This window comes from Flavobacterium soyae (genome assembly GCF_045348165.1).
Classification (GTDB): Bacteria; Bacteroidota; Bacteroidia; order Flavobacteriales; family Flavobacteriaceae; genus Flavobacterium; species Flavobacterium soyae.
On the sequence record NZ_CP150845.1, the window covers coordinates 2,395,081 to 2,421,831 of the forward strand.

A 26,751-nucleotide genomic window follows, 5' to 3' on the forward strand; every position below is an offset into this window, starting at 1 on the left:
ATGAAAACAAAAAAAATATTTTACACGGTTCTTATGATCGCATTGCCATTTGTCTGGACTAGTTGCAGTGATCTTTTAGATGTTGAACCGGAAGATCAAATCACCAAAGAAAACTTTTATAAGTCAGAAGCAGATTTTCAATCGGCAACAGGCCCGCTTTACAACAGGGTTTGGTTTGACTTTAATGATAAATTCTACTACGGTTTAGGAGACGGACGTTCTAATAACTTATACGCTCCATTTTCTGATTATGTTTACCCGTTTACTGATTTATCTGAAACAGGATTAACAGGGCCATTGGTTTCGGCCTGGGGATCTTTATACAATGTTGTACAGCAGTCAAATAATGTTATTATCGGTATTTCCGGAAGTAAAGTAGATGAAAGCGTTAAAAACAAATATATTGCCGAAGCACGTTTTATGAGAGGAACCGCATATTGGTATTTAGCTTCTTTATGGGGAGATGTAATTATTTCTACAGATCCGAGAGAATTGGTTAAAAATCCAATTGTAAACAAAAATCCATTAAAAGATGTTTACGAATTTGCGATTCGCGATTTAGAATTTGCAGCAAAATATCTGCCTGAAACTGCAGGACAAGCCGGACGCTTAACAAAATACAGCGCCTTTGGAATGTTGTCTCGTGTTTACTTATCATTTTCGGGAGTAAGCGACAACCCAAACAGCGGATCAAGAAATCAGCAATATTTAGATTTAGCAAAAAAAGCAGCCGAAAAAGTAATCAATTCAGGCCCTTATAGTTTAATGACAAACTATGCAGATTTGTTTATGATCGATAACAATAACAATACAGAATCGATGTTTGCACTGCAATGGGTTCCAAACGGAGATTACGGAGTTAACAACACACAACAGGCTTATTTTGCTTTAGGTTCTGATATTACAGGAGATGATGCAGCCTGGGGTTACTGGACAAGAGCTTCTTACGATGTTTTAAAAGAATACGAATCTAAAGACCTTCGACGTAAATCGACCTGGATGGGCGATGATGATTTTTATCCTGAAATCAATAAATCAAACGGAGGTTATACAGTCGATCACGCAAAAGAATTCTTAACAGTAAAAAAAGGAGTTGTAGGTTCTACAAAAGATAATTCAAAAATTACCCGTATGAACTCAGCTTTAAATACTTATATGCTGCGTTTAGGAGAAGTGTATTTAAATTATGCCGAAGCAGCTTTAGGAAACAACGCTTCAACATCAGATGCTGTAGCTTTAGATGGCGTAAACAAACTTCGTGTTCGTGCAGGTCTTGACCCAAAAACAACTTTAACGTATGCAGATATCATTCACGAAAGAAGAGTTGAACTGGCAATGGAAGGGCAGTATTGGTACGATTTAGTTAGAAGAGCATATTACAAGCAGCAAGAAGTGGTAAATTATGTAACAGCACAAAACCGTGGTACAATTCAGCCAATTCTTTACGATACAGCAACAAATACAGTTTCTATAGATCCGTCAAGAAGCAGCAGTCCGCGTTCTATTGGCGTAATCGATGCAACAATTTTCCTTCTGCCTTATCCGGAATCAGAACTGGTACAAAATCCATTGTTGAGAGAAAATCCGGTTCCGTATCAATTTACAGAAGAAAAAATAACAGACTTGTTCTAGTATTTTGAAAAACAACAATCTAAAAAATATTAATATGAAATATATTTTAAATAAAAAGTATTGGGCTCCCATTGCACTGCTGGGAATAATGTTCTTTAGTACGCTATTTACTTCTTGTGATAATAACGATTCAGAGGGCGGAAAAATAACCATAACAAAAGTTTTTCTGGAAGATGTAAACTCAACTGTACCGGATAGAGAAGTTACTTTTGCCCGTTTAGGACAGGCTTTACGTATACAAGGCTCTGGTTTTACAGGTTTAAGAAAAGTCTATATAAATGGCTATTCGACTTATTTTAATGTCGTTTTTGTATCAGATAATTCGATGCTGGTAAATGTTTCTGCCGATACGCCAATTTTAGACGCCGATCCGTCAGTTAGAAATACAATTAGATTTGTAAACGATAATAACGAGACGACATTTTCATTTGAAATCCGCGCAGGAAAACCAGCCATTACAAACATTTCAAACACAATGCCTAATGCAGGAGAAACTATTACTGTTTATGGAACGGGTTTAACAGAAGTAAGCAAAGTTGTTTTTCCGGGCAATATCGAAGTAACATCAGGAATAACTTCTGATGAAGATGGCGAATTTTTTACCGTTGTTGTACCAAATGGGGTTTCAGAAAATGGAGGTTCATTATTTGTTCAGAGTTCAAACGGAGGCGTTTATTCTCCGGCCTATTTCAACTTCAAAAAAGGCATTTTACTAAATTTTGACGGAAAAGGACAGCATGGCTATTGGGGAACTTCAACGAGCATGATCCAGCCGGGAGATTTAGAATCATTAGCTTTAGGAACAGGAAATCTTTCACAAGGAAAATATGTACCGCACCGCCCGGCAAGAATTGCTTCTTTTGAAGCTGCCAAAAACCGCTGCTCAGAAGTTTGGACAGCAGGAAACGGCGTCGATAACTGGAGAACACAATTAACACCATATATTCCGGCAAGCACACCGCTTGACAAAGTAGCATTACAATTTGATGTATATGTTCCGGATGCCTGGAAAGATTCAGGTTTCTTAAAAATATGCATGGCCAATAATTTTAATGGAGGAGAATGGACAGGAGCTGTCTATAATTATGTCCCTTGGATTGTTGACGGAAAATCGGTTGCTTTTCAAACCACAGGATGGACAACAGTTACAATTCCGCTAAATAAATTTTATGCATGGTCTAAAGAAGCATTTACTTTTGAAACAGTTTTAGCATATCGTGAAGCTGCAACGTATCAAAATTTCGGTTTTTACTTTGAAAATTCTGATATAAAACTTTCAAATGTTACAGGAACTGCAAGTGAAGTAGAATTTGCTTCAAAACCAACTTCAGTAAAAGTGTACACAGACAACTGGAGAATTGTATCATTAGATACTCCGGTTTATAATGATTTTGCTAACTAAAAAAAACACCAAAATGAAATATAAATATATATTGCCAGTAATTGCTTCATCCTTAATGCTTCTGGCATCTTGTGATGATAATTTAATGGAATGGGAAAAAGATCCGGAGCATGGCGAGGTAACAGGGGCAGAACTTCCGCTGGCATTAGTCGAAAAAATAAGCCGATATGAACCGCTTAAAACCTACACAGATTTTGTTTTAGGAAACGGAATTGGTGCCGATTTATACCTGACTGACGCAGCGTACCGCAAAATTGTAAACGACAACTTTGATGAGGTTACACCGGGTTATGAAATGAAACACGGTGCAATGGTAAACTCAAAAGGTGAAATTAATTTTACTAAAGTAGATGCCTTTATTGCCGAAACCAAAAAAGCTGGATTAACAGTTTTTGGTCATACTTTGGTTTGGCATTCGAATCAAAATGCGAGTTATCTAAACAGTATTATTGCTCCAACCGTAATTCCCGGTTCAAGTGGAACCAATACATTAGATGTAGCAGGTTTAAAAAACGGAACATTTACAAACTGGGCGAGAAATAATCCAGGAAAAGGAATTTCTATTGTGGCAGATGAAGGTTTAACAAGTACTTCACAAGCCATAAAATTAGAGTCGAGCGCAACATCTTCTGCAGCCTATAATCTGCAGTTAACATCTCCAAACGTATCCATTGTAAGCGGTCATAATTATGAAATTTCTTTCTACATTAAATCAGATGTAACTGGAAAAGGACGTATTTCTTTCAATAACTCATTAACAAACCAATATCCGTATAAAGACTGGTTCAGCACAGGCGGATCGTGGACAGAAGCTTTTGCAACGACATCAACATGGCAGCAAGTTAAAATTAAATTAGCTCCAGGGGATTTCGTTGGCGGAAGTACTAATTTTAAGTTCAATATCGATTTGGGATATCTGCCAAATGTGACGTATTTAATTGATGTAAATACATTAGCGGTTGTAGACCTTGACGCGGCACAAACAGTTACAAATCTGGTAACAAATGGTGATTTTAATGCAGGTATCAGCGGATGGTCAAAATACAATGGCGCAGCAGATGCTTTAAGTGCAGCAGGTGCAGCAGATGCATATGAAGGAAACGGAGCGATGAAAGTCGTAAACGCAGTATCTGATGCAGCTAATCAATGGAAAACACAGATTCATGCTAATTTTACCTCAACCTTAACATCTGGAAAAGCATATACAATTTCATTTATGATTCGTTCTGAAGCAGCTGGCTCTGTAAGATGTTCAACAACAGGAACAACGGCACATTATCAGGGAGATCAGGCAACATCACCAACATGGAAATTAATAGAATGGAAATTTACCGGAAACGGAACTGAAACAGGTTTAAACTTTGATTTAGGAGGAACTGCCGGAACTTATTACATAGACAATGTTTCAGTAACGGATGGATCATCAGGCGGAGGACCAACAGCACCAATTACGATCGATAAAACCGATGCCGAGAAAACAAAAATCATTGGCGATGCAATGGCCGACTGGATTTCTAAAATGATGACACACTACAAAACAAGCGTTTTTGCCTGGGATGTGGTAAATGAACCAATGAAAGAAGACGGAACATTAAGAAATGGAACAGAAGGTGATACCGCAGCCGATTATTTCTCATGGATAAAATACTTAGGAAAAGACTATGCCGTAACAGCCTTTAAACTGGCACGTCAATACGGAAATGCAACAGATAAGCTTTTCATTAATGATTATAATTTAGAATCAAGATTAGACAAATGTGACGGATTGATTGATTATGTTGAATATATCGAAAGTCAGGGCGGAAAAGTCGACGGAATTGGAACGCAGATGCACATTGGTCTAACTACAGATAAAGATAAAATTGCTCAGATGTTCCAAAAACTGGCAGCTACAGGAAAATTGATTAAAATTTCTGAGTTAGATGTTCGATTAGGAACAAATGCTCCAACCGTTGCACAGCAGGCATCGCAGGCCGAAATGTATCAATATGTAGTGGATATGTATAAAAAATACATTCCTGCAGCGCAGCAATACGGTATTACAATTTGGGGAGTTTCTGATAACTCCAAAGAGCATGAATTCTGGCTTCCGGACGAATCACCAAATCTTTGGGATGCAAATTACGTTCGTAAACACGCCTATAAAGGAACTGCTGATGGTCTTGCAGGAAAAGATGTAAGTAAAGATTTTTCAGGAGAGTTGGTTAAGTAAGTTTAGTGTAGTCTTAATCCATAATATGAATCTGTAAAAGGATTTGTATTATGGATTATTTGTTTTTTAATTTAAAAGAATCAGAATGTTTACGTTTCCAAAAAATACAATTGTTATTCTGTTTTTGGCTTTTTTACAATTCGGATATTCTCAGGAAAAAATACCGCATCTTCAAAAAAAAGGAAATAAAACACAGTTCATCGTTAACAACAAACCTTTCATTATTCGGGGTGGAGAATTAGGTAATTCTTCGGCAACCAGTATGGAAAGCATGGAGCCAATTTGGCAAAAATTGACAGATATGAACCTCAACACAGTTTTAACGCCAATTTATTGGGAACTGATAGAAAAGGAAGAAGGCAAATTTGATTTTTCGTTAGTTGATGAATTGATTTTAAGAGCCCGAAAAGAAAATCTAAAACTGGTGTTTCTTTGGTTTGGATCATGGAAAAACAGTATGTCAAGCCACGCACCGGAATGGGTAAAACTGAATCAGAAAAAATATCCAAGAATAAAAGACGACAAAAATAAAAGCCATGAAATTCTAACGCCTTTTAGCGAAGAAAACCTTCAGGCAGATTTAAAAGCTTTCCAGAAACTAATGTCTCATATTAAAGATTTTGACCAAAAAGAGCAAACCGTAATTATGGTTCAGGTCGAAAACGAAATCGGAATGCTGCCAACTGCAAGAGATTATCATCCATTAGCAAATGAAGCTTTCAAAAAAGAAGTTCCAAAAGAATTCATCCAATATCTGCAGAAAAATAAAGAAAAATTAGTTCCTGAATTCTCAGCAATCTGGAAGAAAAACGGATTTAAAGCAACAGGAAACTGGGAAGAAATATTCGGAAAAAGTCTTCAGACAGATGAAATTTTTATGGCCTGGTATTTTTCAAAATTCACCAATACCATTGCCAAAGCCGGAAAAGATGCATACCCAATTCCGATGTTTGTAAACGCAGCCTTAAACGCGCCAGAAAAAAAACCGGGAGAATATCCAAGCGCAGGACCGTTGCCGCACGTAATGGATGTTTGGAAAGCAGCCGGAAACGCCATAGATTTTCTTTCACCAGACTTTTATAATCCGTTATTCAAACAATGGAATGATTTGTTTACACGACAAGGCAATCCGTTATTTATTCCCGAACATCGTTTTGATGAAACTGCTCCGTTTAAAGGTTTATACGCAATTGGACATTATGAAGCCATTGGTTTTTCACCTTTTTCGATAGAATCTGTTACCGATGCCAAAAAAGAACCGCTAGGAAAAATTTATGATTTAGTACAGCAGTTAACACCAGTTATTGAAGCCAATAAAGGACAAGGAAAAATTGACGGCGTTCTATTAGACAAAATAAATAATTCACAGATTATTACTTTAGGGAACTACGAATTTACCTTTAAACACGATTACACCCTAAATTGGTCTGACGGCGCAAAAGCAGATATCTGGCCGACATCAAGCGCAATAATTATAGAAATCGCACCCGATGAATTTTACATCGCAGGTTCAGGAATTGTGGTAACTTTTAAACCTTTAAAAAATAAAACTGCAAACGCCGGAATACTAAAAACAGACCAGGGAAAATTTGAAAACGAAAAATGGAGAACCATCAGACATTTCAACGGAGACCAGACCCATCAGGGAAGACACCTGAGAATTTCAGCAGGAGATTATGAAATTCAAAAAATAAAACTATACATTTATGAGTAGTTTTTTTGCCACGACCCGAGCGATAGCGAACAGGCGAAGCAATTTCACGAATTTTCACAAATTATTTTTAAACAAATAAAAGAATCTGCCTAATCTGCCTAATCTGCGTGAAAATTTTTAGCCACAGATTACCACAGATTAAAATGATTTTTTAAAATTAATCTGTGGTAATCCTTATAATCTGTGGTAAAAAAACAACCAGTGTAAATCTGTACAATCGGTGTCATCCGTGGTCAATTAACATAAACAAGATCAATGAAAAAAATAATACTAGCAATACTTATAGTTTTCAATGCCAATGCTCAAATAAAACTTCCAAGACTTATAAGCGACAGAATGATTTTGCAGCGCGATACAAAAGTCAATATCTGGGGCTGGGCGTCACCAAAAGAAAAAATCGAACTCAATTTCAACCACAAAACATACAAAACCATTACATCCGAAGACGGAAAATGGCTGATTCAGCTTCCCTCACAAAATGCGGGCGGTCCTTACGAAATGACCTTAAAAGCATCCAACATAATCACCCTGAAAAATATACTTTTTGGTGACGTTTGGGTTTGTTCCGGTCAGTCAAATATGCAGCTTTCAATGGAACGGCTTAAATATAAATATCAGGATTATATCGCTAAAGCGGAGAATCCAAATATCAGACAATTTTTAGTTCCCAATCAATATTTTTTTGAAAGAGAAAATACCGATTTTTCCTCAGGAGAATGGATCGCAGCAAACCCAAACAGCGTTTTGAAATTCTCCGGAGTTGCTTATTTTTTTGCTTTAGAAATCTATGAAAAATACAAAATCCCAATTGGAATAATCAATTCCTCTTTAGGCGGTTCTCCTGCAGAAGCCTGGATCAGTGAAGAAAACATTAAAAAATTTCCCGATTATTATCAGGAGTATTTAAGATTTAAAGATGGAAGCCTCGAAAAAAAAATCGACGAAAATGACGATAAAGTAAGTTCAGAATGGGACAAATTATTAGACGAAACAGATCCCGGACTAAAAAACAAATGGACAGCTGAAATCGATAATTCCGATTGGAAAACTATGAATATTCCCGGTTATTGGGCAGACGGTGAACTCGGAAATATAAACGGTTCCGTTTGGTTTAAAAAAGAATTTACGCTGGAAAAAATAAAAGAAAATCAGGCGAAAATTATTTTAGGAAGAATTGTCGATGCCGATTCAGTTTTTGTAAACGGACATTTTGTTGGCACAACTTCCTATCAATATCCGCCAAGAATTTATCCTTTTGATGCCAATATTTTAAAAGAAGGAAAAAACGAAATTACCGTTCGCGTAATCAGTAATTCGGGCAAAGGCGGTTTTGTACCCGATAAGCGTTATGAGTTAATCATTGGCAGCCAAACCATTGATTTAAAAGGAATTTGGAAATACAAATTAGGATCAAAAATGTTACCGCTTCCGGAGCAGACTTTCGTCAGATTAAAACCAGTCGGACTTTATAATGCCATGATTGCGCCTCTAAAAAATTACGCCATAAAAGGCGTACTTTGGTATCAGGGAGAATCGAGTACCAAAAAGCCATCAGAATATCTGGCTTTAATGGAAACTTTAATTGCCAATTGGCGTGCGCAATGGAAACAGGAAAAACTGCCTTTTTTACTCGTTCAGCTTACCAATTATATGGAAACAAAATCAGAACCGGTCGAAAGTAACTGGGCTGCTTTAAGGCAGCAGCAATTAAATACTCTAAAAATTCCAAATACCGGAATGGCCGTAACAATAGATTTAGGCGAATGGAACGATATTCATCCTTTAAACAAATACGATGTTGGGAAAAGATTATCGCTTCAGGCAAGAAAACTGGTTTATGGCGAGAAAAATTTAGTTGCTTCCGGGCCGCTTTTTAAATCAATAAAAAAAGAAGGAAACAAGTTAATTCTAAGTTTTTCAGATGTTGGAACCGGATTGCAAATAAAAAACGGGAATGAATTAAAAGAATTTGCAATCGCCGCAAATGATGGAAAATTTATTTGGGCAAAAGCTGTTATCGATGGTGATAAAGTTATTGTTAGTAGTGATTTAGTCGCGAATCCCGTAAAAGTAAGATATGCCTGGGCAGATAATCCAGTAAAAGCGAATTTATACAATAAAGAAAATTTGCCAGCGTCGCCTTTTGAAGCAGATATTAAATAATTTTATATCCCGAATGAATAATACTTTGCGTATAAGAGACGCACTGCAGTGCGTCTCTACGGATGCTTTGTATTAATAGTATTGTCATTTTTGCACCCATTTTTTACTGTAGAGACGCACTGCAGTGCGTCTACACAACGTATATCGCGAACAAATATCAACAACTGAAAATGTAATTTTCGTTTAAAAGCAATTCAGCATGTTTTACGAACAATATTAATTAACTCATTCTGGTTCGGATTTTGAAGTATTTGAATTAATAATTTTCTATTATAAAACCAGACAATCCTTATCTTAATTCAAATTAATTAGCTGAGGTCCAAATTCTTCGTAGAAAATATTTTCCTGATTTACGTTTAAATTAATAAGTGCTTCATATTGGGTTTTTATAAACATTTCTGGTCCGCAGATATAATATCGGGCTTCTTCTAATAAAATAGAATCTTTGCATTTATGAAGGTCAACGCGACCGTGAATTATTTCATTTGAAATCGTGTTTTCAGGTGTAACAGCATCATAAAAAGTAAAGGTTTCTAAGTTATTTGCCTCATTTTTTAAAGCAGAAATCTGATCTTTGAAAGCATGAACAGATTCGTTTCTGCAGCCGTGAATCCAGATTGTTTTTTTATTTTGAAACGAATTTAAATTTGTTTCCAGCATACTTAACATCGGCGTAAGCCCAACTCCTCCGCTTATTAATACTAAAGGATTTTCAGAATCTTTTTCTAAATGAAATAATCCTGCGGGAGAAGAAATCGAAATAATATCGCCCTCAGATTTAGAATGCATCGTATTAGAAACCAGTCCATTTGGATTTGGTGAAATTCCGGTTTCTTTTTTTACCGAAATTCTGTAATATTCGGGATTAAAATTACTTGATAAACTATATTGTCTTGGCTGTAAAAGATTCAATTCAGGCACAAAAACCTGAACGCTGATAAACTGTCCAGGATGGAAATTGGTAATTTCTTTTCCGTCTTCGGGATAAAGATAAAACGATTTAATTTCAGTCGATTCTTCGACAATTTTTTTAATTACGAATTTTCTCCAGCCATTCCAGCTTCCGGGTTTCGCGATATTTTCTTTATATAAATCTTTTTCAAGATCAATCATAATTTCTGCAAGTTCATGAAAAGCAGCCGTCCATGCTTCAAGAATTTCTGTTGTAGCGGCTTCTCCGGCAACTTCTCCAATAGAAGCAATGAGGTGTGTTCCTACTATTTTATATTGTTCCGGCTGAATATTAAGGCTTCGGTGTTTGGTCCCAATTCCCTTCAATACGCCAATTAAAACTGACGGATCTTCTATATTTTCGGCGTAAGCCAGAACTGCATTTGCCAAAGCAGATCTTTGTTTTCCGTTTGCCTGATTTCCCATATTAAACATATTTCGTAATTCAGGATGATGTTTAAACATTCTGGAATAAAAATAATTGGTCAGGTCTTCGCCGCTTGCACGTAAAATAGGAATCGTAGCTTTAATAAGCTCTTTTTGAAGTGGATTCATTTTAAATAATTTGATTAGGATTTAAAATTGAAATTCTAAGAAATAAAAGATCTTAGAATTGATATCCGCAAATTTAATCCTGCAGGATTGCTTCATTTTATGATTCAAATCATAATGGGGAAGTTTTTTGTTTCAAGTTTCAGGTTTCAAGTTGAGACTAAATTATTTTTTTGACAGAATATATATTCTCATTTTATTCCGCAGAGACGCACAGCAGTGCGTCTACGCAACGAATATTACTTTGTTCCTCCAGCTTTAGCTGGAGGAACAAAAGTTATTAAAAAATGTCTTTAGCCAAAAGTTTAAAATTGGACTAAAGTCTTTCATGTTTTCATATCCTAAACCTCCAGCTAAAGCAGGAGGCAATTCATTTTTTAGAGAATTAAATATTCTCATTTTATTCCGCAGAGACGCACAGCAGTACGTCTACGCAACGAATATTACTTTGTGCATAAGACGCACAGCAGTGCTTCTCTACGATGTATTTTGTGTTGATTTTTATTTTTTTTAATCAGCTCCAGCTTTAGCTGGAGGAAAAAAAGTTATTAAAAAATGTCTTTAGCCAAAAGTTTAAAATTGGACTAAAGTCTTTCATGTTTTCATATCCTAAACCTCCAGCTAAAGCAGGAGGCAATTCATTTTTTTTAGAGAATTAAATATTCTCATTTTATTCCGCAGAGACGCACAGGAGTGCGTCTACGCAACGTATATAACTTTACGCATAAGACACACTGCTGTGCGTCTCTACGATATACTTTGTTTTTGTTTTACAATTAATAATTAACAATTAACAATTCAAATCCGTTGTTGGTCGAAATTCTGCATCGTCAAATTTCAATTTATTGTACATTTATGTTTTATAGACTATTTTAAAGTAAATCAGCAATGAAAAATATTTTTCTTTCCTTATGTCTTTTGGGCGTGATTTCTAACAGTATAAGTCAGGAATTGGCGAATGTCCCAAAACCTTTTGGACCGCTTCCTACGCAAAAACAAATTGACTGGCAGGAAATGGAATTTTATGCTTTCGTACATTTTTCATTAAATACATTTACCAATAAAGAATGGGGTTACGGCGATGAGTCTCCGGAATTGTTTAACCCGACAAATTTAGATGTTCGTCAATGGGCGCGTATCGTGAAAGCGGCCGGGATGAAAGGAATTATTCTGGTTGCGAAACATCACGATGGATTTTGTTTGTGGCCGTCGGCGTATACAGAACGTTCTGTGAAAAATTCTCCGTGGAAAAACGGAAAAGGCGATTTGGTTAAAGAACTGGCAGCAGCCTGTAAAGAATACGATTTAAAATTAGGACTATATCTTTCGCCTTGGGACAGAAACCGTGCAGATTATGGCAAACCGGAATATATTACCTATTTTAGAAATCAGCTGAAAGAATTACTGACAAATTACGGGGATGTTTTCGAAATGTGGTTTGATGGTGCCAATGGAGGTGATGGATATTATGGAGGTGCAAATGAAACCCGAAAAATCAATACGCTTGAATATTATAATTGGGATGAAACTTATAAATTAATTTATAAAATCGCACCTAAAACTTTGGTTTGGGGAGTTGGCCCTTCTGAAGCCAGATGGATTGGAAATGAAGAAGGCCGGGCCGGAAAAACAAATTGGTCTCTTCTTCGTCAAAAAGATGAATTGGCTGGAAAGGTTCATTATACTGAATTTATGTCGGGGCATGAAGATGGAGAAAAATGGGTTCCGGGCGAAGCTGATGTTTCGATTAGACCGGGATGGTTTTATCATTCGGTTGAAGATGATAAAGTACGTTCGCTGGATGAAATGGTCGATATTTATTATGAATCAATTGGACGAAATGCGACTTTATTATTGAATCTTCCGGTTGACAGAAGAGGTTTGGTCCATGAAAATGATGAAGCAAGACTGAAAGAATTAGTTGCAACTATAAAAGCCGATTTTAAAACGGAATTATTATCCAAAACAAAAATTTCTGCGGATAATGTTAGAGGGAATAGTTTAGAATTTGCAGCAAAAAACGTTTCTGATGGAAATAAAAAATCGTATTGGGCAACCGACGATAATGTAAAAACAGCTTCCATTACTTTTGAATTTGACAAGCCTACGGCTATAAACCGGATTTTGCTTCAGGAATATATTCCACTTGGACAGCGTGTAAAAGCGTTTAATGTTGAAGTTAAAGTTGATGGAAACTGGAAAACCGCTGCAAATGAAACAACTATTGGTTACAAAAGAATTTTAAGAATTGACCGAGTTAAAGCATCGGCATTAAGAATCAATATTACCGATTCAAAAGCAAACATTGTAATTTCGAATATTCAGGCTTACAATGCGCCTACTTTTGTGCGTATGCCGGAAATTCAGCGTGATAAAAATGGCAATGTAACCATAAAATCTGAAGATGGAAATCCTGTTTATTATTCGCTTGACGGAAAAAATCCAACGAAAAAAAGCACTTTATATAAAGGGGTGTTTAAATACAACAAAGCGGTTACTATAAAAGCGGCTGCTATTGATACTGCAGAAAATATCAGCAGTGCTGTAAAAACGGCAAAATACGGTGCATCTAAAGAAAACTGGAAAATTGTAACGGCTTCAAGCGGTGATTTAAGCTCTGCAAACCGAATTATCGACGGAAATCCAAATACGGATTGGAGTTTTGGAAATGAAACCAATAAACTACCGCAGGAAATAACCATCGATATGGGAAGCCTTTTATACTTAAACGGTTTTACGTATATACCGCAGCAAGTGGGTAATAATCTTAATTTAATTTCAAATTATGAGTTCTACACAAGTATTGATAATGTGAACTGGACATTGCAGTCTGAAGGTGAATTTTCGAATATTAAACACAACCCAATCGAGCAGGTTAAGACTTTCAAAAAGACCAAAGCCAGATACATTCGTTTCGTTGCCAAGTCAGCGGTGGCGAAGGGATCAACTGTTTCTATTGCAGAAATAAACGTGATCGAAACATTATAATTGCCTTTTGAATTGTAATCTTTTTGCTTAAAGTTTCAAATTTTGTCCTATAGCGAAGCTTATAGGTTATTAGTCGAATTTTTGATTATTTACATTATGTAATATTTAATTTTATACTAAATAATTACAACTACAGGCAAATGATTAAAGAAAGTATAAATTTCAAAGAAGCAGGAAAGTTTGAAGAAACGCGTTTTGAAAAGATACATAATGTAATTTTCGATTCGTCTAAAGAAGCATCTATTTTAGTAGCTCAGGAAATAGCCAATATAATTCAGAGAAAAGAAGAATTAAACGAACCTTGTATTTTAGGTTTGGCAACAGGATCTTCACCCATAAAAGTATATGAAGAATTAGTTCGTCTTCATAAAGAAGAAGGTTTAAGTTTTGAAAACGTAGTAACTTTCAACTTAGACGAATATTATCCAATGGATAAAAAAGACATTCAGAGTTACTGGTATTTCATGCATGAACATCTTTTTAACCATGTTAATATTCTGCCTCAAAACATCAATATTCCCGACGGAAACATCAGCAATGAAGACCTTCAGCAATATTGTATTGATTATGAAATGAAAATTAAAGCTTACGGCGGATTGGATTTTCAGCTTTTAGGAATTGGAAGAACGGGACATATCGGGTTTAATGAGCCGGGTTCTCACGTAAATTCAGGAACCAGAAGCATTACCTTAGATCACTTAACGCGTGTTGATGCGGCATCATCATTTTTAGGAATTGATAATGTGCCTAGAAAAGCAATTACAATGGGAATTGGTACAGTAAAACATGCTAAAAGAATTGTACTTCTTGGATGGGGGATCAGCAAAGCAGAAATTATAAAGAAAACAATCGAAGGTGAAATTTCATCCCGGGTTCCGGCAACATATTTACAGCAGCACAACAACACAACTTTTGTTTTAGATACCGAAGCTTCGTCAGAATTAACGCGAGTAAAAACGCCTTGGTTAGTAAAATCTGTAATCTGGACAGACGAATTAAAGCTGAAAGCAGTGGCTTGGTTAAGCGAATTGACTAAAAAACCTTTCTTGAAACTGACTGACAAAGATTATAACGATAACGGAATGTCTAGTGTTTTAAGCGAAGAAGGAACTGCATACAATTTGAATATTAAAATGTTCAATAAAATGCAGCAGACTATTACGGGCTGGCCAGGCGGGAAACCAAATGCCGATGATACATACAGACCGGAACGTGCTGCTCCGGAAAGAAAAAGAATTATCATTTTTAGTCCGCACCCTGATGATGATGTTATCTCAATGGGAGGAACTTTTGATAGATTGGTAGAGCAGGGACATGATGTTCATATTGCATATCAGACTTCTGGAAATATTGCGGTTTCGAATCAGGAAGCTTTAAAATTTGCTGAAATTACAAAAGCATTAAATGCTGATTCTGCTGAAGCTGAAAAGATTATTGACTTTTTGAAAAACAAAAAAAGTAATGATATCGATTCGCTGGAAGTTAGAAAATTAAAAGGCTTGATTAGAAGAAGCGAATCTCTTGCAGCAACACGTTATTTAGGTCTTCCGGATTCTAATGTAAATTTCCTTGATCTTCCTTTTTATGAAACAGGAACAGTAAAGAAAAATAATCTTGGCGAAGCTGATATTGAAATTATGTGTAATATCATCGAAAGAATAAAACCTCATCAAATATATGCAGCCGGAGATTTAGCAGATCCGCACGGAACACACAAAGTCTGCCTCGACAGTTTATTTGAAGCTTTGAAACGATTGAAACACAAAAGTTTTATGGATGACTGCTGGGTTTGGCTGTACAGAGGTGCTTGGCATGAGTGGGAAACGTACCAAATTGAAATGGCGGTTCCAATGAGTCCGGATCAGGTGCTGAAAAAACGTCACGCGATTTTCTATCACCAGTCTCAAAAAGATGGTGTAATGTTTCAGGGAGATGACAGCAGAGAATTCTGGATTAGAGCAGAAGACAGAAACAGATTAACTGCAGAAAAATATCACGCTTTAGGTTTGGCAGATTACTCTGCAATTGAGGCCTTTAAGAGGTATTTTTTCTAAGAAAATCTTTAAAATATAATAGACTATTTCATGTGGTTTATTTGGTTAGTTACCAAGTTTTGAAATGCAGCCGTGGTTGGCTGCATTTTTTTTATGCTTGTTTTTGAGATTTAACCACAAAGTTTTTTTTACCGCAAAGAGTGCTAAGGTTTACGCAATCCCGATAGCTATCGGGAGCAAAGTTTTTTTTCTCATTTTTTGTCACCCTGAGCGAAGTCGAAGGGCGCAAAGAAGCTCCGCATTTTATGTCATTTCTGAAATGACAAACCTCAACTAAAACGAAAAAACCTTTGTCAAAATTTCAAACTTTGATAAAGGTCTCATTATATAAAAAAGGTCTTCGACTACGCTCAGACTGACAATCGATTAAATTGAAGAATTTAAAATTCTCTGTTTTACATGATCGATATACGATCTTCCAATAACGTATCTAAGTCCTTCAATTTCAATGCTGTTTCCTTCAACGGCATCAATTTTGTCAATTGCGATGGTGTATGAACGGTGAATTCTCAGGAAGTTTTTTTCCGGCAGTAAATCCGTGAAGTCAGATAATGTGCTGTGTATGATGTATTTCCCTGTTAAGGTGTTTATTTTTAGATAGTCTTTCAGGCTTTCGATAACCAAAATTTCGTTGAAGAAAATCTTCTTCATTCTCTTTTTATCGATTTTAACAAAAATAAAAGGACTGTCTGCGTTATTCTCTTGTGGAGAATTGGTTTTATTTTCCAATCTTTTGCTGACTTTGTTCAGCGTTTTCATTAGTCTCGGAAACTCGATTGGTTTTACAAGATAGTCTAAAACATCCAGCTCATAAGTCTCAATTGCAAACTGGCTGTAAGCACTTGTAATTACCAGTAAAGGCGGATTTTCAAGACTTTTTATAAAATTAATTCCGTCTAAAACCGGCATGTTAATATCCAGAAAAATAACATCAACCCTATTATTTTTCAAAAAGTTTAGGCCCTCAATCGGATTACTGAAAGTATCTATTACCTCAAAATTTTCAAGTGGCTCTAAATAGTTTTTTATAACATTGATTGCCAATGGTTCATCGTCGATAATCAAACATTTTATTTTCATTTCTATAATCTTATGTTATTTGAGCGAAATAATTTAGCAGGTAAACTTTATATTATATACGAGGAAAAGCTGTATTAGGTTACTTTAATAACAAGCTTTACAACAAAAATATTCTTTTTATTTTTAAATGAAAGCTTATAGTCACTTTTATTATAACCTAATTCCAGTCTTTTTTTAACATTTTCAATCCCTATGCCACTTGACTTGTTAAAATTATCCTGATGTTGTGTAATTTCTGGCGTTGGATTTGAAATTGTAAAATGCAGAAAATCTTCTTTTACTTTAAAGTCAATGTTGATTCTAACCTTTCCTGTATTTTTGTTCACGCCATGTTTAAAGGCATTTTCAACAAAAGTCAATAAAATTACCGGAGAAATCTCCTTATCGTGAATATCCCCGGAAACTTCCATGTTAACTTCCAGGCGTTCGTCGTTTCTAATTCGTTCCAGATCAAGATAATTCTGAATACAGAGAATCTCGTTTTCTAAACTTTGTTTTTTTCCCTGCGTATCATAAAGCATATAACGCATTAATTCTGAAAGTTTTAAAACAATCTTTGGTGTTTTGTTTGATTTTTCTACAGATAAAGAATAGATATTATTTAAAGTATTGAAGAAAAAATGCGGTGAGATTTGCGATTTGAGAAAAAGCAGTTCTGTTTCTAATTGTGATTTTTCAAGATCGGTAACTCTTTTTTGTTCTTTTAAAAAGTCTAAAGTGATTTTAATCGCCGTCACAAAAGTCATTACATAAAGCTCTCCCATCATCATATCTATCGTGTAATTGAGCGTTAGTTTATCAATTGTCTGCGGACCTTCCGGCCATACATTATGCGTGATTAGCATATAAGTAAGATTGAACTTTATAAGTACCATGATAAAGATGGCTGATAAAACGGCAAGTATATAAAGTACATACTTTTTTCGGTACACCAGATAAGGCATAAAAATCAGGATATTCAAATAACACAGCGTCATGTGAATTGGGAAACCCAGTAAATTGGTTTTTATCGAATACCAATAATCATTAAAATAGCTTCCCCATCTAAAAGTATTAAATAAGAAATAAGTCAGCCAAAAAACCACATGATAATACAATGGGATACGATATAATTTGTTAGAATTGAAATTCATAATATGATATGTTTTTTGTCTTTTTTTGATGTTTATCTAAGTTTATGTGTTATCCGTCTAAATAAGTTTTAATAAAAAAACAGTTTATTTAAATTTAAAGTTAAATTAAGGTTGTTTTATATGAAGAAATTTCTCGTGCCTGCTTTATTTGTAATTCTGGTTACAAGTTGTAAAATAAAATCATACAAAAATAATAATCAAGAAAATATTTTTGTAAATCACGTTGATCCTTTTATTGGGACTGGCGGACACGGTCATACATATCCGGGAGCAACGGTTCCTTTTGGGATGTTACAAGTAAGCCCGGATAACGGAATCTCAAGCTGGGACTGGTGTTCAGGCTATCATTATTCAGATTCTATAGTGTCTGGTTTTAGTCATTTGCACTTAAGCGGAACGGGAATTGGCGATTTGGCAGACATCTTATTTATGCCGACAAACAAAAAAGTCGATTTAACATTAAAAACAACTTCAAGAGATCAATCACCTTATAAATCATTTTACAGTCATGTTAACGAAAAAGCAGCACCGGGTTCTTACCAGGTTTTTCTTAAGGATCCTAAAATCAATGTAGAATTAACTTCTTCACAAAGAACAGCTTATCATAAGTATACATTTGCCAAAAATGACAAACAATCAGTAGTTGTCGATTTAGGATTTGCCATAAATTGGGACAAAACCTTAAAAACCGGAATTACAATTGAAGACCAATACACTATAAGCGGTTACCGATACAGTACAGGCTGGGCAAAAAACCAAAAAGTATTTTTTGTGGCTAAGTTTTCAAAACCTATTTCAGAATCAGTTTTAACGGCTGATAAAGAAATAGTTAATTCTAAAAAAGCAGAAGCAGCAAATACATCAGCACAATTATTTTTTGATCCGAAGAACTCAGATGAATTATTTATAAAAGTAGCTTTATCATCTGTAAGTACGGCCAATGCCAAAGAAAATTTAGATGGAGAAAATGCAGCTTTTGACAATATAAAATCAGAAGCCTCTTCGATTTGGAATAACGTATTAAGCAAAATTAAAGTTGAAACACCGGTAGATTCATTAAAAACAATGTTTTATACTGCGATGTATCACACACAAGTTGCCCCTGTAACCTATAGTGATAAAAATGGACAGTTTAGAAAAGAGGACGATCAAATTGTTACGGCAAAAGATTATACTGCTTATTCGACTTTATCACTATGGGATACTTTTAGAGCCGAAAACCCTTTATTGACTTTATTGGCTCCAGATAAAACTTCAGACATTGTAAACTCAATGTTAACGTATTACGATACGAAAAAAATATTACCGGTTTGGACTTTATATGCGAACGAAACGAACACAATGACAGGTTATCACTCCATTCCTGTAATTGTTGATGCTTATTTGAAAGGTATAAAAGGTTTTGATGCCGAAAAAGCATTCGAAGCCATGAAAACTACCATGATGCAGGACGAACGTGGTTTAAATTTCTATAAAAAATACGGATATATACCTTATAATTTATTAGACGAATCGGTTACGATTACTCTGGAATATGCTTACGACGATTGGTGTGTCGCACAAATGGCGAAAGCTTTGGGTAAAAATGACGATTATCAATTTTTCTTAAAACGTTCTCAGGCCTATCAATATTTATTTGACCCGAAAACAGGGTTTATGAGAGGAAAATCTGAAGACGGAAAATCATGGAACGAACCTTTTGATCCAAAACATTCCAATCATAGGGAACACACTGATTATACCGAAGGAAATGCCTGGCAGCACAGTTGGTTTGTACCACAAAATGTTGATAATTTAATTTCGCTGCACGGCGGCAATGAAATTTTTACCAAACGTTTAGAGCAGTTGTTTACCGAAAGTTCAGAAATTACAGGAAACAATGTTTCGGCAGATATTTCGGGATTAATTGGGCAGTATGCACACGGAAACGAGCCAAGCCATCATATTGCATATATGTTCAACCACGCAGGTCAGCCCTGGAGAACACAATATTGGCTGCGCCATATTTTAGATACACAATACAATACAACACCAAATGGTTTAAGCGGAAACGAAGACTGCGGGCAAATGTCCGCTTGGTATGTTTTCAGCTCAATGGGATTATACCCAATGAACCCGGCTTCTGGAGAATACGAAATTGGAAGTCCGATTTTCGAAAAAGCAACCATTAATCTTGAAAAAGGAAAAACGTTTGTAATTGAAGCAGAAAATGTTTCAGACAAAAATTTTTATATACAGTCAGCTGTTTTAAACGGAGTTGAATTCAATCAAACAGCAATCACACATCAGCAGATTTTAAAAGGAGGGGTTTTACATTTTGTAATGGGGGCACAGCCAAATAAAAACTGGGGAGTAAAAAAATAAACAAAGACAAAAGACGAAACTAACCTAACTAATAAATAATTTAATGGATATTATTGACGTATCGATAATCGTAGCTTATATTTTACTCTCGGTAAGTATAGGGATTTGGATTTCAAGAAAAGCAAAAAAAGGATTAGATGATTATTTTCTTGGCGGAAAAACAATCAAATGGTATTTCTTAGGTCTAAGTAATGGATCTGGAATGTTTGATGTTTCCGGAACTTCCTGGATGATTGGGGTACTTTTTCTATACGGCGTAAAAAGTTTTATGTTCATGTGGCTTTGGCCAATCTGGAATCAGATTTTTGTTATGATGTTCCTTGCAGTCTGGATCAGGAGATCAAAAGTAATGACAGGTTCTGAATGGATTTTAACCCGTTTTGGTAGTGACAGAGCCGGAAAAGCATCGCATATTATTGTGGCTATTTTTGCCATTATTTCGACAATTGGTTTCATCGCTTATTTCTTCGAAGGAATCGGAAAATTTGTAACCATTATTCTTCCGTGGGATTTAACGCTTCATTATGGCGACTTGATTTTATTAACATCAGAGCGTTCTTATGCATTAATCATCATCTTTTTAACTACGATTTATACCGTTAAGGGAGGAATGTTTTCTGTAGTGGCTACAGAGGTTGTACAATATTTAATTATGATTATAGCCGGCGTTTTAATTGCCGGATATGCTTTTATCAATTATACTGATATTCAGATTAATTCGGTTATTACCGAAGAATGGAAAAATGTTTTCTTCGGATGGCAGTTTGAAACCCAATGGAGCGATAAATTCCAAACCTTCAATAACTTAATTGACTCTGAAGGTTATAAAATGTTTGGTGCCTTTATTGGAATGACCTTGTTCAAAGGTTTCTTTGCAAGTGTTGCCGGGCCAACGCCGAGTTATGATTTACAAAGAGTTCTTTCGACTAAATCAGTAAAAGAAGCGGCGTATATGAGCGGTTTCACCAATTTAATTTTGTTCATCCCAAGATATTTATTAATCACAGGAATTGTGGTAATTGCTTTGGTAAACTTAGCACCGGAATTAAATGCAAATGCAGGATTAACAGGAGCCGATCTGGAATTATTAATGCCAAAAGTCGTAAATTTATATATCCCGGTTGGAATTAAAGGAATTTTACTGGCAGGTTTATTAGCCGCTTTCATGTCTGGATTTTCAGCGTTTGTAAATGCTGGACCGGCCTATATTGTAAACGATATTTATAAAAAATACTTTAAGCCGGTTGCGACAAACGAACATTATATTAAAGTAAGTCAGATTTCATCTTTTTTAGTGGTTGGTTTAGGAGTTTTTATGGGATTCTTTGCAGATTCAATCAATTCCTTAACGCTGTGGATTACAAGTGCTTTATACGGAGGTTATGTAGCAGCGAATTTCCTAAAATGGATTTGGTGGCGTTTTAACGGCTGGGGTTATTTTTGGGGAATGTTCGCCGGATTAATCATAGCTTCTCTGCAATTTGTTTTAGGTCAAAGCAAAGGAAGTTTAACCGAGGGATCATTTTTATATGATTTAGCACAAGTGCAGGCTATTTACCTTTTCCCGCTGATATTTGGTTTCTCTATTTTGGGATGTGTTTTAGGAACGTTCTTAAGCAAACCAACAGATATGGAAGTTTTAAAATCGTTTTATACTAACGTAAGACCTTGGGGATTCTGGAATCCGGTTTATAAAGTATTAAAAGCAGAAGATCTGGCTTTCGAAAAAAATAATGATTTCTGGAGAGATATGCTGAATTGCGCCATAGGAATTGTGTGGCAGTCAAGCATGATTTTACTTCCGATATTCTTCATCATCAGAGATTATCCAAAAGCAATTACGGCTTTGATTGTGTTTTTAGTAACGACTACGATATTAAAATTCACATGGTTGGATAAGGTTAGAAAAATTGAAGATTAAGAAAAAAGATTAAAGATAGAGTTTGTCATCCTTGACGAAGGAAGGATCACACACATAACTCGACAAAGATTATCGATTTAGATTGCGGAGTTTCTAGTGTGATCCTTCCTTCGTCAGGATGACAAACAAAAAAATAAAAACAATAAAAAACAAAAAAATGAGCAGTATTCCTTGGCAAGACAGACCCGAAAACAGTAACGATGTAATGTGGAGATATTCTGAAAATCCAATTATCGACAGATATGCAATACCATCATCAAACAGTATTTTTAATAGTGCTGTAGTTCCTTTTGGAGATGGTTATGCGGGAGTTTTCAGATGTGATAATAAAGCGGTTCAAATGAATATTTTTGCCGGCTTTAGTAAAAATGGAATCGATTGGGACATTAACCACGAACCAATCGTAATGCAGTCAGGTAATACTGACATGATTGAATCTGCTTATAAATACGATCCGCGTGTGGTTTTCATCGAAGACCGTTACTGGATTACCTGGTGTAATGGTTACAATGGACCAACAATTGGTATTGGATATACTTTTGACTTTAAAGAGTTTTTTCAATGCGAAAATGCCTTTTTACCATTCAACAGAAACGGAGTTTTATTTCCGCAAAAAATAAACGGAAAATACGCGATGTTAAGCCGTCCAAGTGATAATGGACACACGCCTTTTGGAGATATCTGGATCAGCTACAGCCCGGATATGAAATACTGGGGAGAACACCGTTTGGTAATGAAACCAAGTCCTTTTGAGCAAAGCGCATGGCAGTGTACAAAAGTAGGAGCTGGACCAATTCCTATTTTAACAAACGAAGGCTGGCTGATGATCTATCACGGAGTTATCAATACCTGCAATGGTTTCCGTTATGCAATGGGATCAGCGCTTTTAGATGTAGATTCACCAGACAAAGTAAAATACAGAACACAGCCTTATTTATTAGGGCCAGCAGAGATTTATGAAATGGTAGGAGATGTGCCTAACGTTGTTTTTCCATGTGCCGCTTTACACGATACTGAGGAAGATAAACTGGCCGTTTATTATGGTGCAGCAGATACAGCCGTAGCCATTGCATTTGGTAAATTAAGTGAAGTGATTCAGTTTACAAAAGATAATAGTTTATAGAAAAAAACATGCGTTTAAAATTTCAATGGTTAACAGTTGTTCTAGTTTCTTTTTCGGCTGTGGGTTTTGCACAGTCAAAAAAAAATACGATTATTCCTAAAACATACACAGCGGCAAAAACGACAAGTCCAATCACAATCGATGGAGACGAATCTGACGTTTCATGGAGCAAAGCAGACTGGACAGATCTTTTTGAAGATATAGAAAATGATGTAAAGCCTAAATATGCAACAAAAGTTAAAATGCTGTGGGACGAAACCAATTTTTATATATTAGCAAAGATTGATGAGCCGCATGTTTGGGCAAATTTAAAGCAACGTGACACTATTATTTTTTACAACAATGACTTTGAAGTTTTTATAGATCCCGACAGCGACACTTTTAACTATTACGAATTAGAAATAAACGCCTTGAACACTGCTTGGGATCTATTCTTATCAAAACCTTACAGAGAAAACGATAATGTTGTTTTAAACGACTGGAACATTCCGGGTTTAAAATCAGCAGTTAAAATTCACGGAACACTTAATAATCCAACCGATATTGATCAGGGCTGGGTTTTAGAAATGGCGATTCCGTGGGCATCTTACAAAACATCTTATTTCGATCAAAACGTGCCTGCAGATAAATTCTGGAGAGTCAATTTCTCAAGGGTAAACTGGCAGCATTCAATTGTTGACGGTAAATACGAACGCAAAAAAGATGCTGAAGGAAAATTTCTGCCAGAGTACAACTGGGTTTGGTCGCCAATGGGGGTAATTAATATGCATGAACCTGAAAAATGGGGTTATGTTTATTTTTCTACTAAAGAAACAAAAGATAACTTTACAATTCCGCAGGACGAAAAAGTAAAATGGGAACTTTACAATTTATACAGAGCTCAAAAAGAGTATTTTCAAAAGAATAAAGTTTGGGCAAAATCGCTGTCGAATCTAACAAAAGAAACTATCAGTGTTGATAATAAAATTTTAAAGCCTATCTTAGAAAACCATTCTGCAGGATATAATATTTCAGTAAAAAGTCCTTTTTCAAATCAAACATTTGTTATAAAGCAGGACGGGAAAATAATAACAAAGTAAACCACTATGAAACTACCAAAACTATTACTTTTTTTACTGGCATTCAGCATTTTTTCTTGTGCCAAAAAAGAAGAAACCACATTTAAATTTGGGGTCTGGACAACCGCAGACGCCAAAAAATCAGATGCAGACTACACAAAAGAATTCAAAAAATATAAAGACGGCGGTATTGACGAAGTATTAATTAATACCACAACAGATCCTAAACTTTTAAAAAGATTAGTACCCCTTGCCACTAAAGAAGGCCTAAAAGTTCACGCCTGGATTATGGCCATGAACAGACCCGGAGATTCTGTTGCATTACAACATCCGGAATGGTATCAGGTAAGCAAAGAAGGTAAATCCTGCTTCGATAACCGCCCTTATGTTGATTATTATCAATGGTTATGCCCAACCAGAAAAGAATCAAGAGAACATGTTTTACATTTAGTTGAAGAACTGGCAAAAGTTGATGGAATCGAAAGTGTTCATTTAGATTATATTCGTTTCCCGGACATCTTTTTACCAATTAGTTTATTACCAAAATACAACTTGGTTCAGGATGTAGAATTACCTCAATTTGATTTTTGTTATTGTGACGAATGTGTAAAAGCATTTGAAAAAATCCACCATAAAAATCCAAAAGAAAGCCACAACACTTCTATCGATATGGAGTGGAAAAACTTCAGATTAAATGCAATACAAGCCGTTGTAAACGATGCTTACGCAATTGCGCACAAACACAACAAACAATTAACCGCAGCTGTATTTCCTTATCCGGAAATGGCAGACCATATGGTGCGCCAGCGCTGGGACAAATGGAATATTGACGAAGTATATCCAATGATTTACCACAGTTTTTACAATGAAGAAATTGACTGGGTAGGTTATGCCACAAAACAAGGTGCTGCAGATTTAGAAGGTAAGAAAACGAAAATCAATACAGGAATTTATATTCCGGGATTGAAAAACGATAAAGAACTAAAAGAAGCTATTTTGTTAGCAAAAGAAAATGGAGCAGCCGGTGTTTCATTTTTTGACGGAAATGCATTGTCAGAAAGCAATTTAAAGACAATCAAAGAAACAAAAGCAAGTTTAAAGTAATATTTTTTAAATACATAGAAACATAATATAGATAATTCAACTTTGTCAAAGTTTTAAACTTTGACAAAGTTCATCCGGTATAACTATGTTTGTTAATGCAAGTGAAACGCTTTTTATTCGGTTTCAAAAACTATGTCCCTATGTGTTTAAATAAAACTAAAAGTAAACAGCATGTCAAATAGAAGAGACTTTATCAAAAAAGCAGCTTTAGGCGCAGCAGCCGTAAGTTCTGTCGGTTTTAGCGGATTTGCGAAAGAGAAAGAAAATGAAAAAGAAGGCGTATTAGAATTTCCTTCAAAAAAAGTAAAAAAGCCAGTTGTTATTTCGACATGGAATCACGGCTTGCCTGCAAATCAGGAAACCTGGAAAGAATTAAAAGCCGGAAAATCAGCCTTAGATGCAATTGAAGCCGGAATGAAAATTCCCGAAGCAGATCCAAATGTTCGCAGCGTTGGTTATGGAGGATATCCGGACCGCGAAGGAAAAGTAACTCTTGATGCCTGTATTATGGATCACAACAGTAATTGTGGTTCGGTTTGTTTTTTACAAAATATTATGCATCCAATTTCTGTAGCAAAAAGAGTATTACAAAATACACCGCACGTAATGCTTGCCGGACATGGCGCATTGCAGTTTGCTCTATCAGAAGGATTTAAAGAAGAAAATTTACTAACTCCGGAATCAGAAAGAGACTGGAAAAAGTGGCTGGAAGATTCTAAATACAAACCAGTAATTAATATAGAAAATCACGATACCATAAGTATGTTAATGTTAGATCAGGATGGTAATCTTGCGGGCGGCTGCACAACAAGCGGCGCTGCCTGGAAAATGCATGGCCGCGTCGGTGACTCCCCAATCATTGGCGCTGGTCTTTTTCTGGATAACGAAGTAGGAGCTGCGGCAGCAACCGGTTTGGGCGAAGCTGTAATAAGAACAGCTGGAAGTGCAATGGTTGTCGAATTAATGCGTCAGGGAAAATCACCTTTTGATGCCTGTAAAGAAATTACAGAACGTATTTACAACAAACACAAAAACCACAAAGACATGGAATACCTGCAGGTTGGTTTTATCGCCTTAAATAAAAATGGCGAACATGCAGGTTACAGCCTTAGATCTGGCTTTAATTATGCTGTTTCTGATGACGAAAAAGGCCACAGAATGGAAGATGCTAAATTTAAAATGTCCTGGGATAAATAATTATCACGTTTAGAACTTTGACAAAGTTTAACGACACAGTTTTGTCATCCTGAGGAACGAAGGATCACACAAGTAGATCGACAAAGATTGGCGAGTTGCTTTG

At 35.7% G+C, this 26,751-nt stretch carries 16 protein-coding genes; 13 read left to right on the forward strand and 3 right to left on the reverse strand.

Translation table 11 applies throughout. From position 1 onward, the window contains the following. The 5 genes from AABD74_RS10345 (at position 1) to AABD74_RS10365 (ending at position 9,123) form a co-directional block, all read left to right on the forward strand. Entirely contained in the window at positions 1-1,632 is a 1,632-nt protein-coding gene (locus tag AABD74_RS10345) for a RagB/SusD family nutrient uptake outer membrane protein (protein ID WP_406845457.1), read from the forward strand. A 34-nt stretch (positions 1,633-1,666) separates the two neighbouring features. Further along, positions 1,667-3,034 carry a glycan-binding surface protein gene (locus AABD74_RS10350; RefSeq protein WP_232681010.1) on the forward strand — a complete coding sequence of 456 codons (1,368 nt, stop codon included), beginning with the start codon at positions 1,667-1,669 and terminating at the stop codon, positions 3,032-3,034. Positions 3,035-3,047: 13 nt separating this feature from the next. Continuing rightward, positions 3,048-5,246: an endo-1,4-beta-xylanase gene (locus tag AABD74_RS10355; protein WP_406845458.1), complete on the forward strand. Its 2,199-nt coding sequence runs from the start codon at positions 3,048-3,050 to the stop codon at positions 5,244-5,246. A gap of 85 nt (positions 5,247-5,331) precedes the next feature. Further along, positions 5,332-6,960, forward strand: coding sequence for a DUF5597 domain-containing protein (locus tag AABD74_RS10360; RefSeq protein WP_232681015.1), 1,629 nt, complete (start codon positions 5,332-5,334; stop codon positions 6,958-6,960). A 255-nt stretch (positions 6,961-7,215) separates the two neighbouring features. Beyond that, positions 7,216-9,123: a sialate O-acetylesterase gene (locus AABD74_RS10365; RefSeq protein WP_406845459.1), complete on the forward strand. Its 1,908-nt coding sequence runs from the start codon at positions 7,216-7,218 to the stop codon at positions 9,121-9,123. A gap of 294 nt (positions 9,124-9,417) precedes the next feature. On the opposite strand, the gene hmpA is transcribed toward AABD74_RS10365, so the two are convergent. Further along, the gene (hmpA, locus tag AABD74_RS10370; protein ID WP_406845460.1) at positions 9,418-10,629 is read right to left on the reverse strand and encodes an NO-inducible flavohemoprotein; all 1,212 of its coding nucleotides are present in this window, start codon (positions 10,627-10,629) and stop codon (positions 9,418-9,420) included. Between the two features lie 885 nt (positions 10,630-11,514). Here hmpA and AABD74_RS10375 point away from each other — a divergent pair. Both AABD74_RS10375 and nagB read left to right on the forward strand, forming a co-directional pair. Then, the gene (locus AABD74_RS10375; RefSeq protein WP_406845461.1) at positions 11,515-13,614 is read left to right on the forward strand and encodes an alpha-L-fucosidase; all 2,100 of its coding nucleotides are present in this window, start codon (positions 11,515-11,517) and stop codon (positions 13,612-13,614) included. Positions 13,615-13,754: 140 nt separating this feature from the next. Beyond that, on the forward strand, positions 13,755-15,668 hold the full coding sequence (nagB, locus tag AABD74_RS10380) for a glucosamine-6-phosphate deaminase (protein ID WP_232681022.1): 1,914 nt from the start codon (positions 13,755-13,757) through the stop codon (positions 15,666-15,668). Between the two features lie 366 nt (positions 15,669-16,034). Here nagB and AABD74_RS10385 read toward each other — a convergent pair whose 3' ends face one another. Next, entirely contained in the window at positions 16,035-16,748 is a 714-nt protein-coding gene (locus AABD74_RS10385) for a LytTR family DNA-binding domain-containing protein (protein ID WP_232681025.1), read from the reverse strand. A gap of 74 nt (positions 16,749-16,822) precedes the next feature. Next, positions 16,823-17,881 (reverse strand): sensor histidine kinase, encoded by a 1,059-nt coding sequence (locus AABD74_RS10390; RefSeq protein WP_232681026.1) that lies wholly within the window; start codon positions 17,879-17,881, stop codon positions 16,823-16,825. A gap of 120 nt (positions 17,882-18,001) precedes the next feature. On the opposite strand from AABD74_RS10390, the gene AABD74_RS10395 reads away from it, so the two are divergent. From AABD74_RS10395 to AABD74_RS10420, 6 genes are all read left to right on the forward strand, one after another. Beyond that, positions 18,002-20,245, forward strand: coding sequence for a GH92 family glycosyl hydrolase (locus tag AABD74_RS10395; protein WP_406845462.1), 2,244 nt, complete (start codon positions 18,002-18,004; stop codon positions 20,243-20,245). Positions 20,246-20,288: 43 nt separating this feature from the next. Beyond that, positions 20,289-22,166, forward strand: coding sequence for a sodium:solute symporter family protein (locus tag AABD74_RS10400; protein ID WP_406845463.1), 1,878 nt, complete (start codon positions 20,289-20,291; stop codon positions 22,164-22,166). Between the two features lie 157 nt (positions 22,167-22,323). Then, the gene (locus AABD74_RS10405) at positions 22,324-23,289 is read left to right on the forward strand and encodes a glycoside hydrolase family 130 protein (RefSeq protein WP_056203439.1); all 966 of its coding nucleotides are present in this window, start codon (positions 22,324-22,326) and stop codon (positions 23,287-23,289) included. 8 nt (positions 23,290-23,297) lie between these two features. Continuing rightward, positions 23,298-24,368, forward strand: a complete 1,071-nt coding sequence (locus tag AABD74_RS10410; protein ID WP_232681032.1) for a carbohydrate-binding family 9-like protein — start codon at positions 23,298-23,300, stop codon at positions 24,366-24,368. A gap of 6 nt (positions 24,369-24,374) precedes the next feature. Continuing rightward, complete coding sequence (locus AABD74_RS10415) at positions 24,375-25,451, forward strand: putative glycoside hydrolase (protein ID WP_232681033.1); 1,077 nt, start codon at positions 24,375-24,377, stop codon at positions 25,449-25,451. Between the two features lie 171 nt (positions 25,452-25,622). Beyond that, on the forward strand, positions 25,623-26,648 hold the full coding sequence (locus AABD74_RS10420; protein WP_406845464.1) for an isoaspartyl peptidase/L-asparaginase family protein: 1,026 nt from the start codon (positions 25,623-25,625) through the stop codon (positions 26,646-26,648). Positions 26,649-26,751: the final 103 nt, after the last annotated feature.

Coding starts and splice junctions, on each gene's coding strand:
- AABD74_RS10345 (WP_406845457.1), top strand. CDS start 1: ATGAAAACAAAAAAAATATTTTACACGGTTCTTATGATCGCATTGCCA.
- AABD74_RS10350 (WP_232681010.1), top strand. CDS start 1,667: ATGAAATATATTTTAAATAAAAAGTATTGGGCTCCCATTGCACTGCTG.
- AABD74_RS10355 (WP_406845458.1), top strand. CDS start 3,048: ATGAAATATAAATATATATTGCCAGTAATTGCTTCATCCTTAATGCTT.
- AABD74_RS10360 (WP_232681015.1), top strand. CDS start 5,332: ATGTTTACGTTTCCAAAAAATACAATTGTTATTCTGTTTTTGGCTTTT.
- AABD74_RS10365 (WP_406845459.1), top strand. CDS start 7,216: ATGAAAAAAATAATACTAGCAATACTTATAGTTTTCAATGCCAATGCT.
- hmpA (WP_406845460.1), bottom strand. CDS start 10,629: ATGAATCCACTTCAAAAAGAGCTTATTAAAGCTACGATTCCTATTTTA.
- AABD74_RS10375 (WP_406845461.1), top strand. CDS start 11,515: ATGAAAAATATTTTTCTTTCCTTATGTCTTTTGGGCGTGATTTCTAAC.
- nagB (WP_232681022.1), top strand. CDS start 13,755: ATGATTAAAGAAAGTATAAATTTCAAAGAAGCAGGAAAGTTTGAAGAA.
- AABD74_RS10385 (WP_232681025.1), bottom strand. CDS start 16,748: ATGAAAATAAAATGTTTGATTATCGACGATGAACCATTGGCAATCAAT.
- AABD74_RS10390 (WP_232681026.1), bottom strand. CDS start 17,881: ATGAATTTCAATTCTAACAAATTATATCGTATCCCATTGTATTATCAT.
- AABD74_RS10395 (WP_406845462.1), top strand. CDS start 18,002: ATGAAGAAATTTCTCGTGCCTGCTTTATTTGTAATTCTGGTTACAAGT.
- AABD74_RS10400 (WP_406845463.1), top strand. CDS start 20,289: ATGGATATTATTGACGTATCGATAATCGTAGCTTATATTTTACTCTCG.
- AABD74_RS10405 (WP_056203439.1), top strand. CDS start 22,324: ATGAGCAGTATTCCTTGGCAAGACAGACCCGAAAACAGTAACGATGTA.
- AABD74_RS10410 (WP_232681032.1), top strand. CDS start 23,298: ATGCGTTTAAAATTTCAATGGTTAACAGTTGTTCTAGTTTCTTTTTCG.
- AABD74_RS10415 (WP_232681033.1), top strand. CDS start 24,375: ATGAAACTACCAAAACTATTACTTTTTTTACTGGCATTCAGCATTTTT.
- AABD74_RS10420 (WP_406845464.1), top strand. CDS start 25,623: ATGTCAAATAGAAGAGACTTTATCAAAAAAGCAGCTTTAGGCGCAGCA.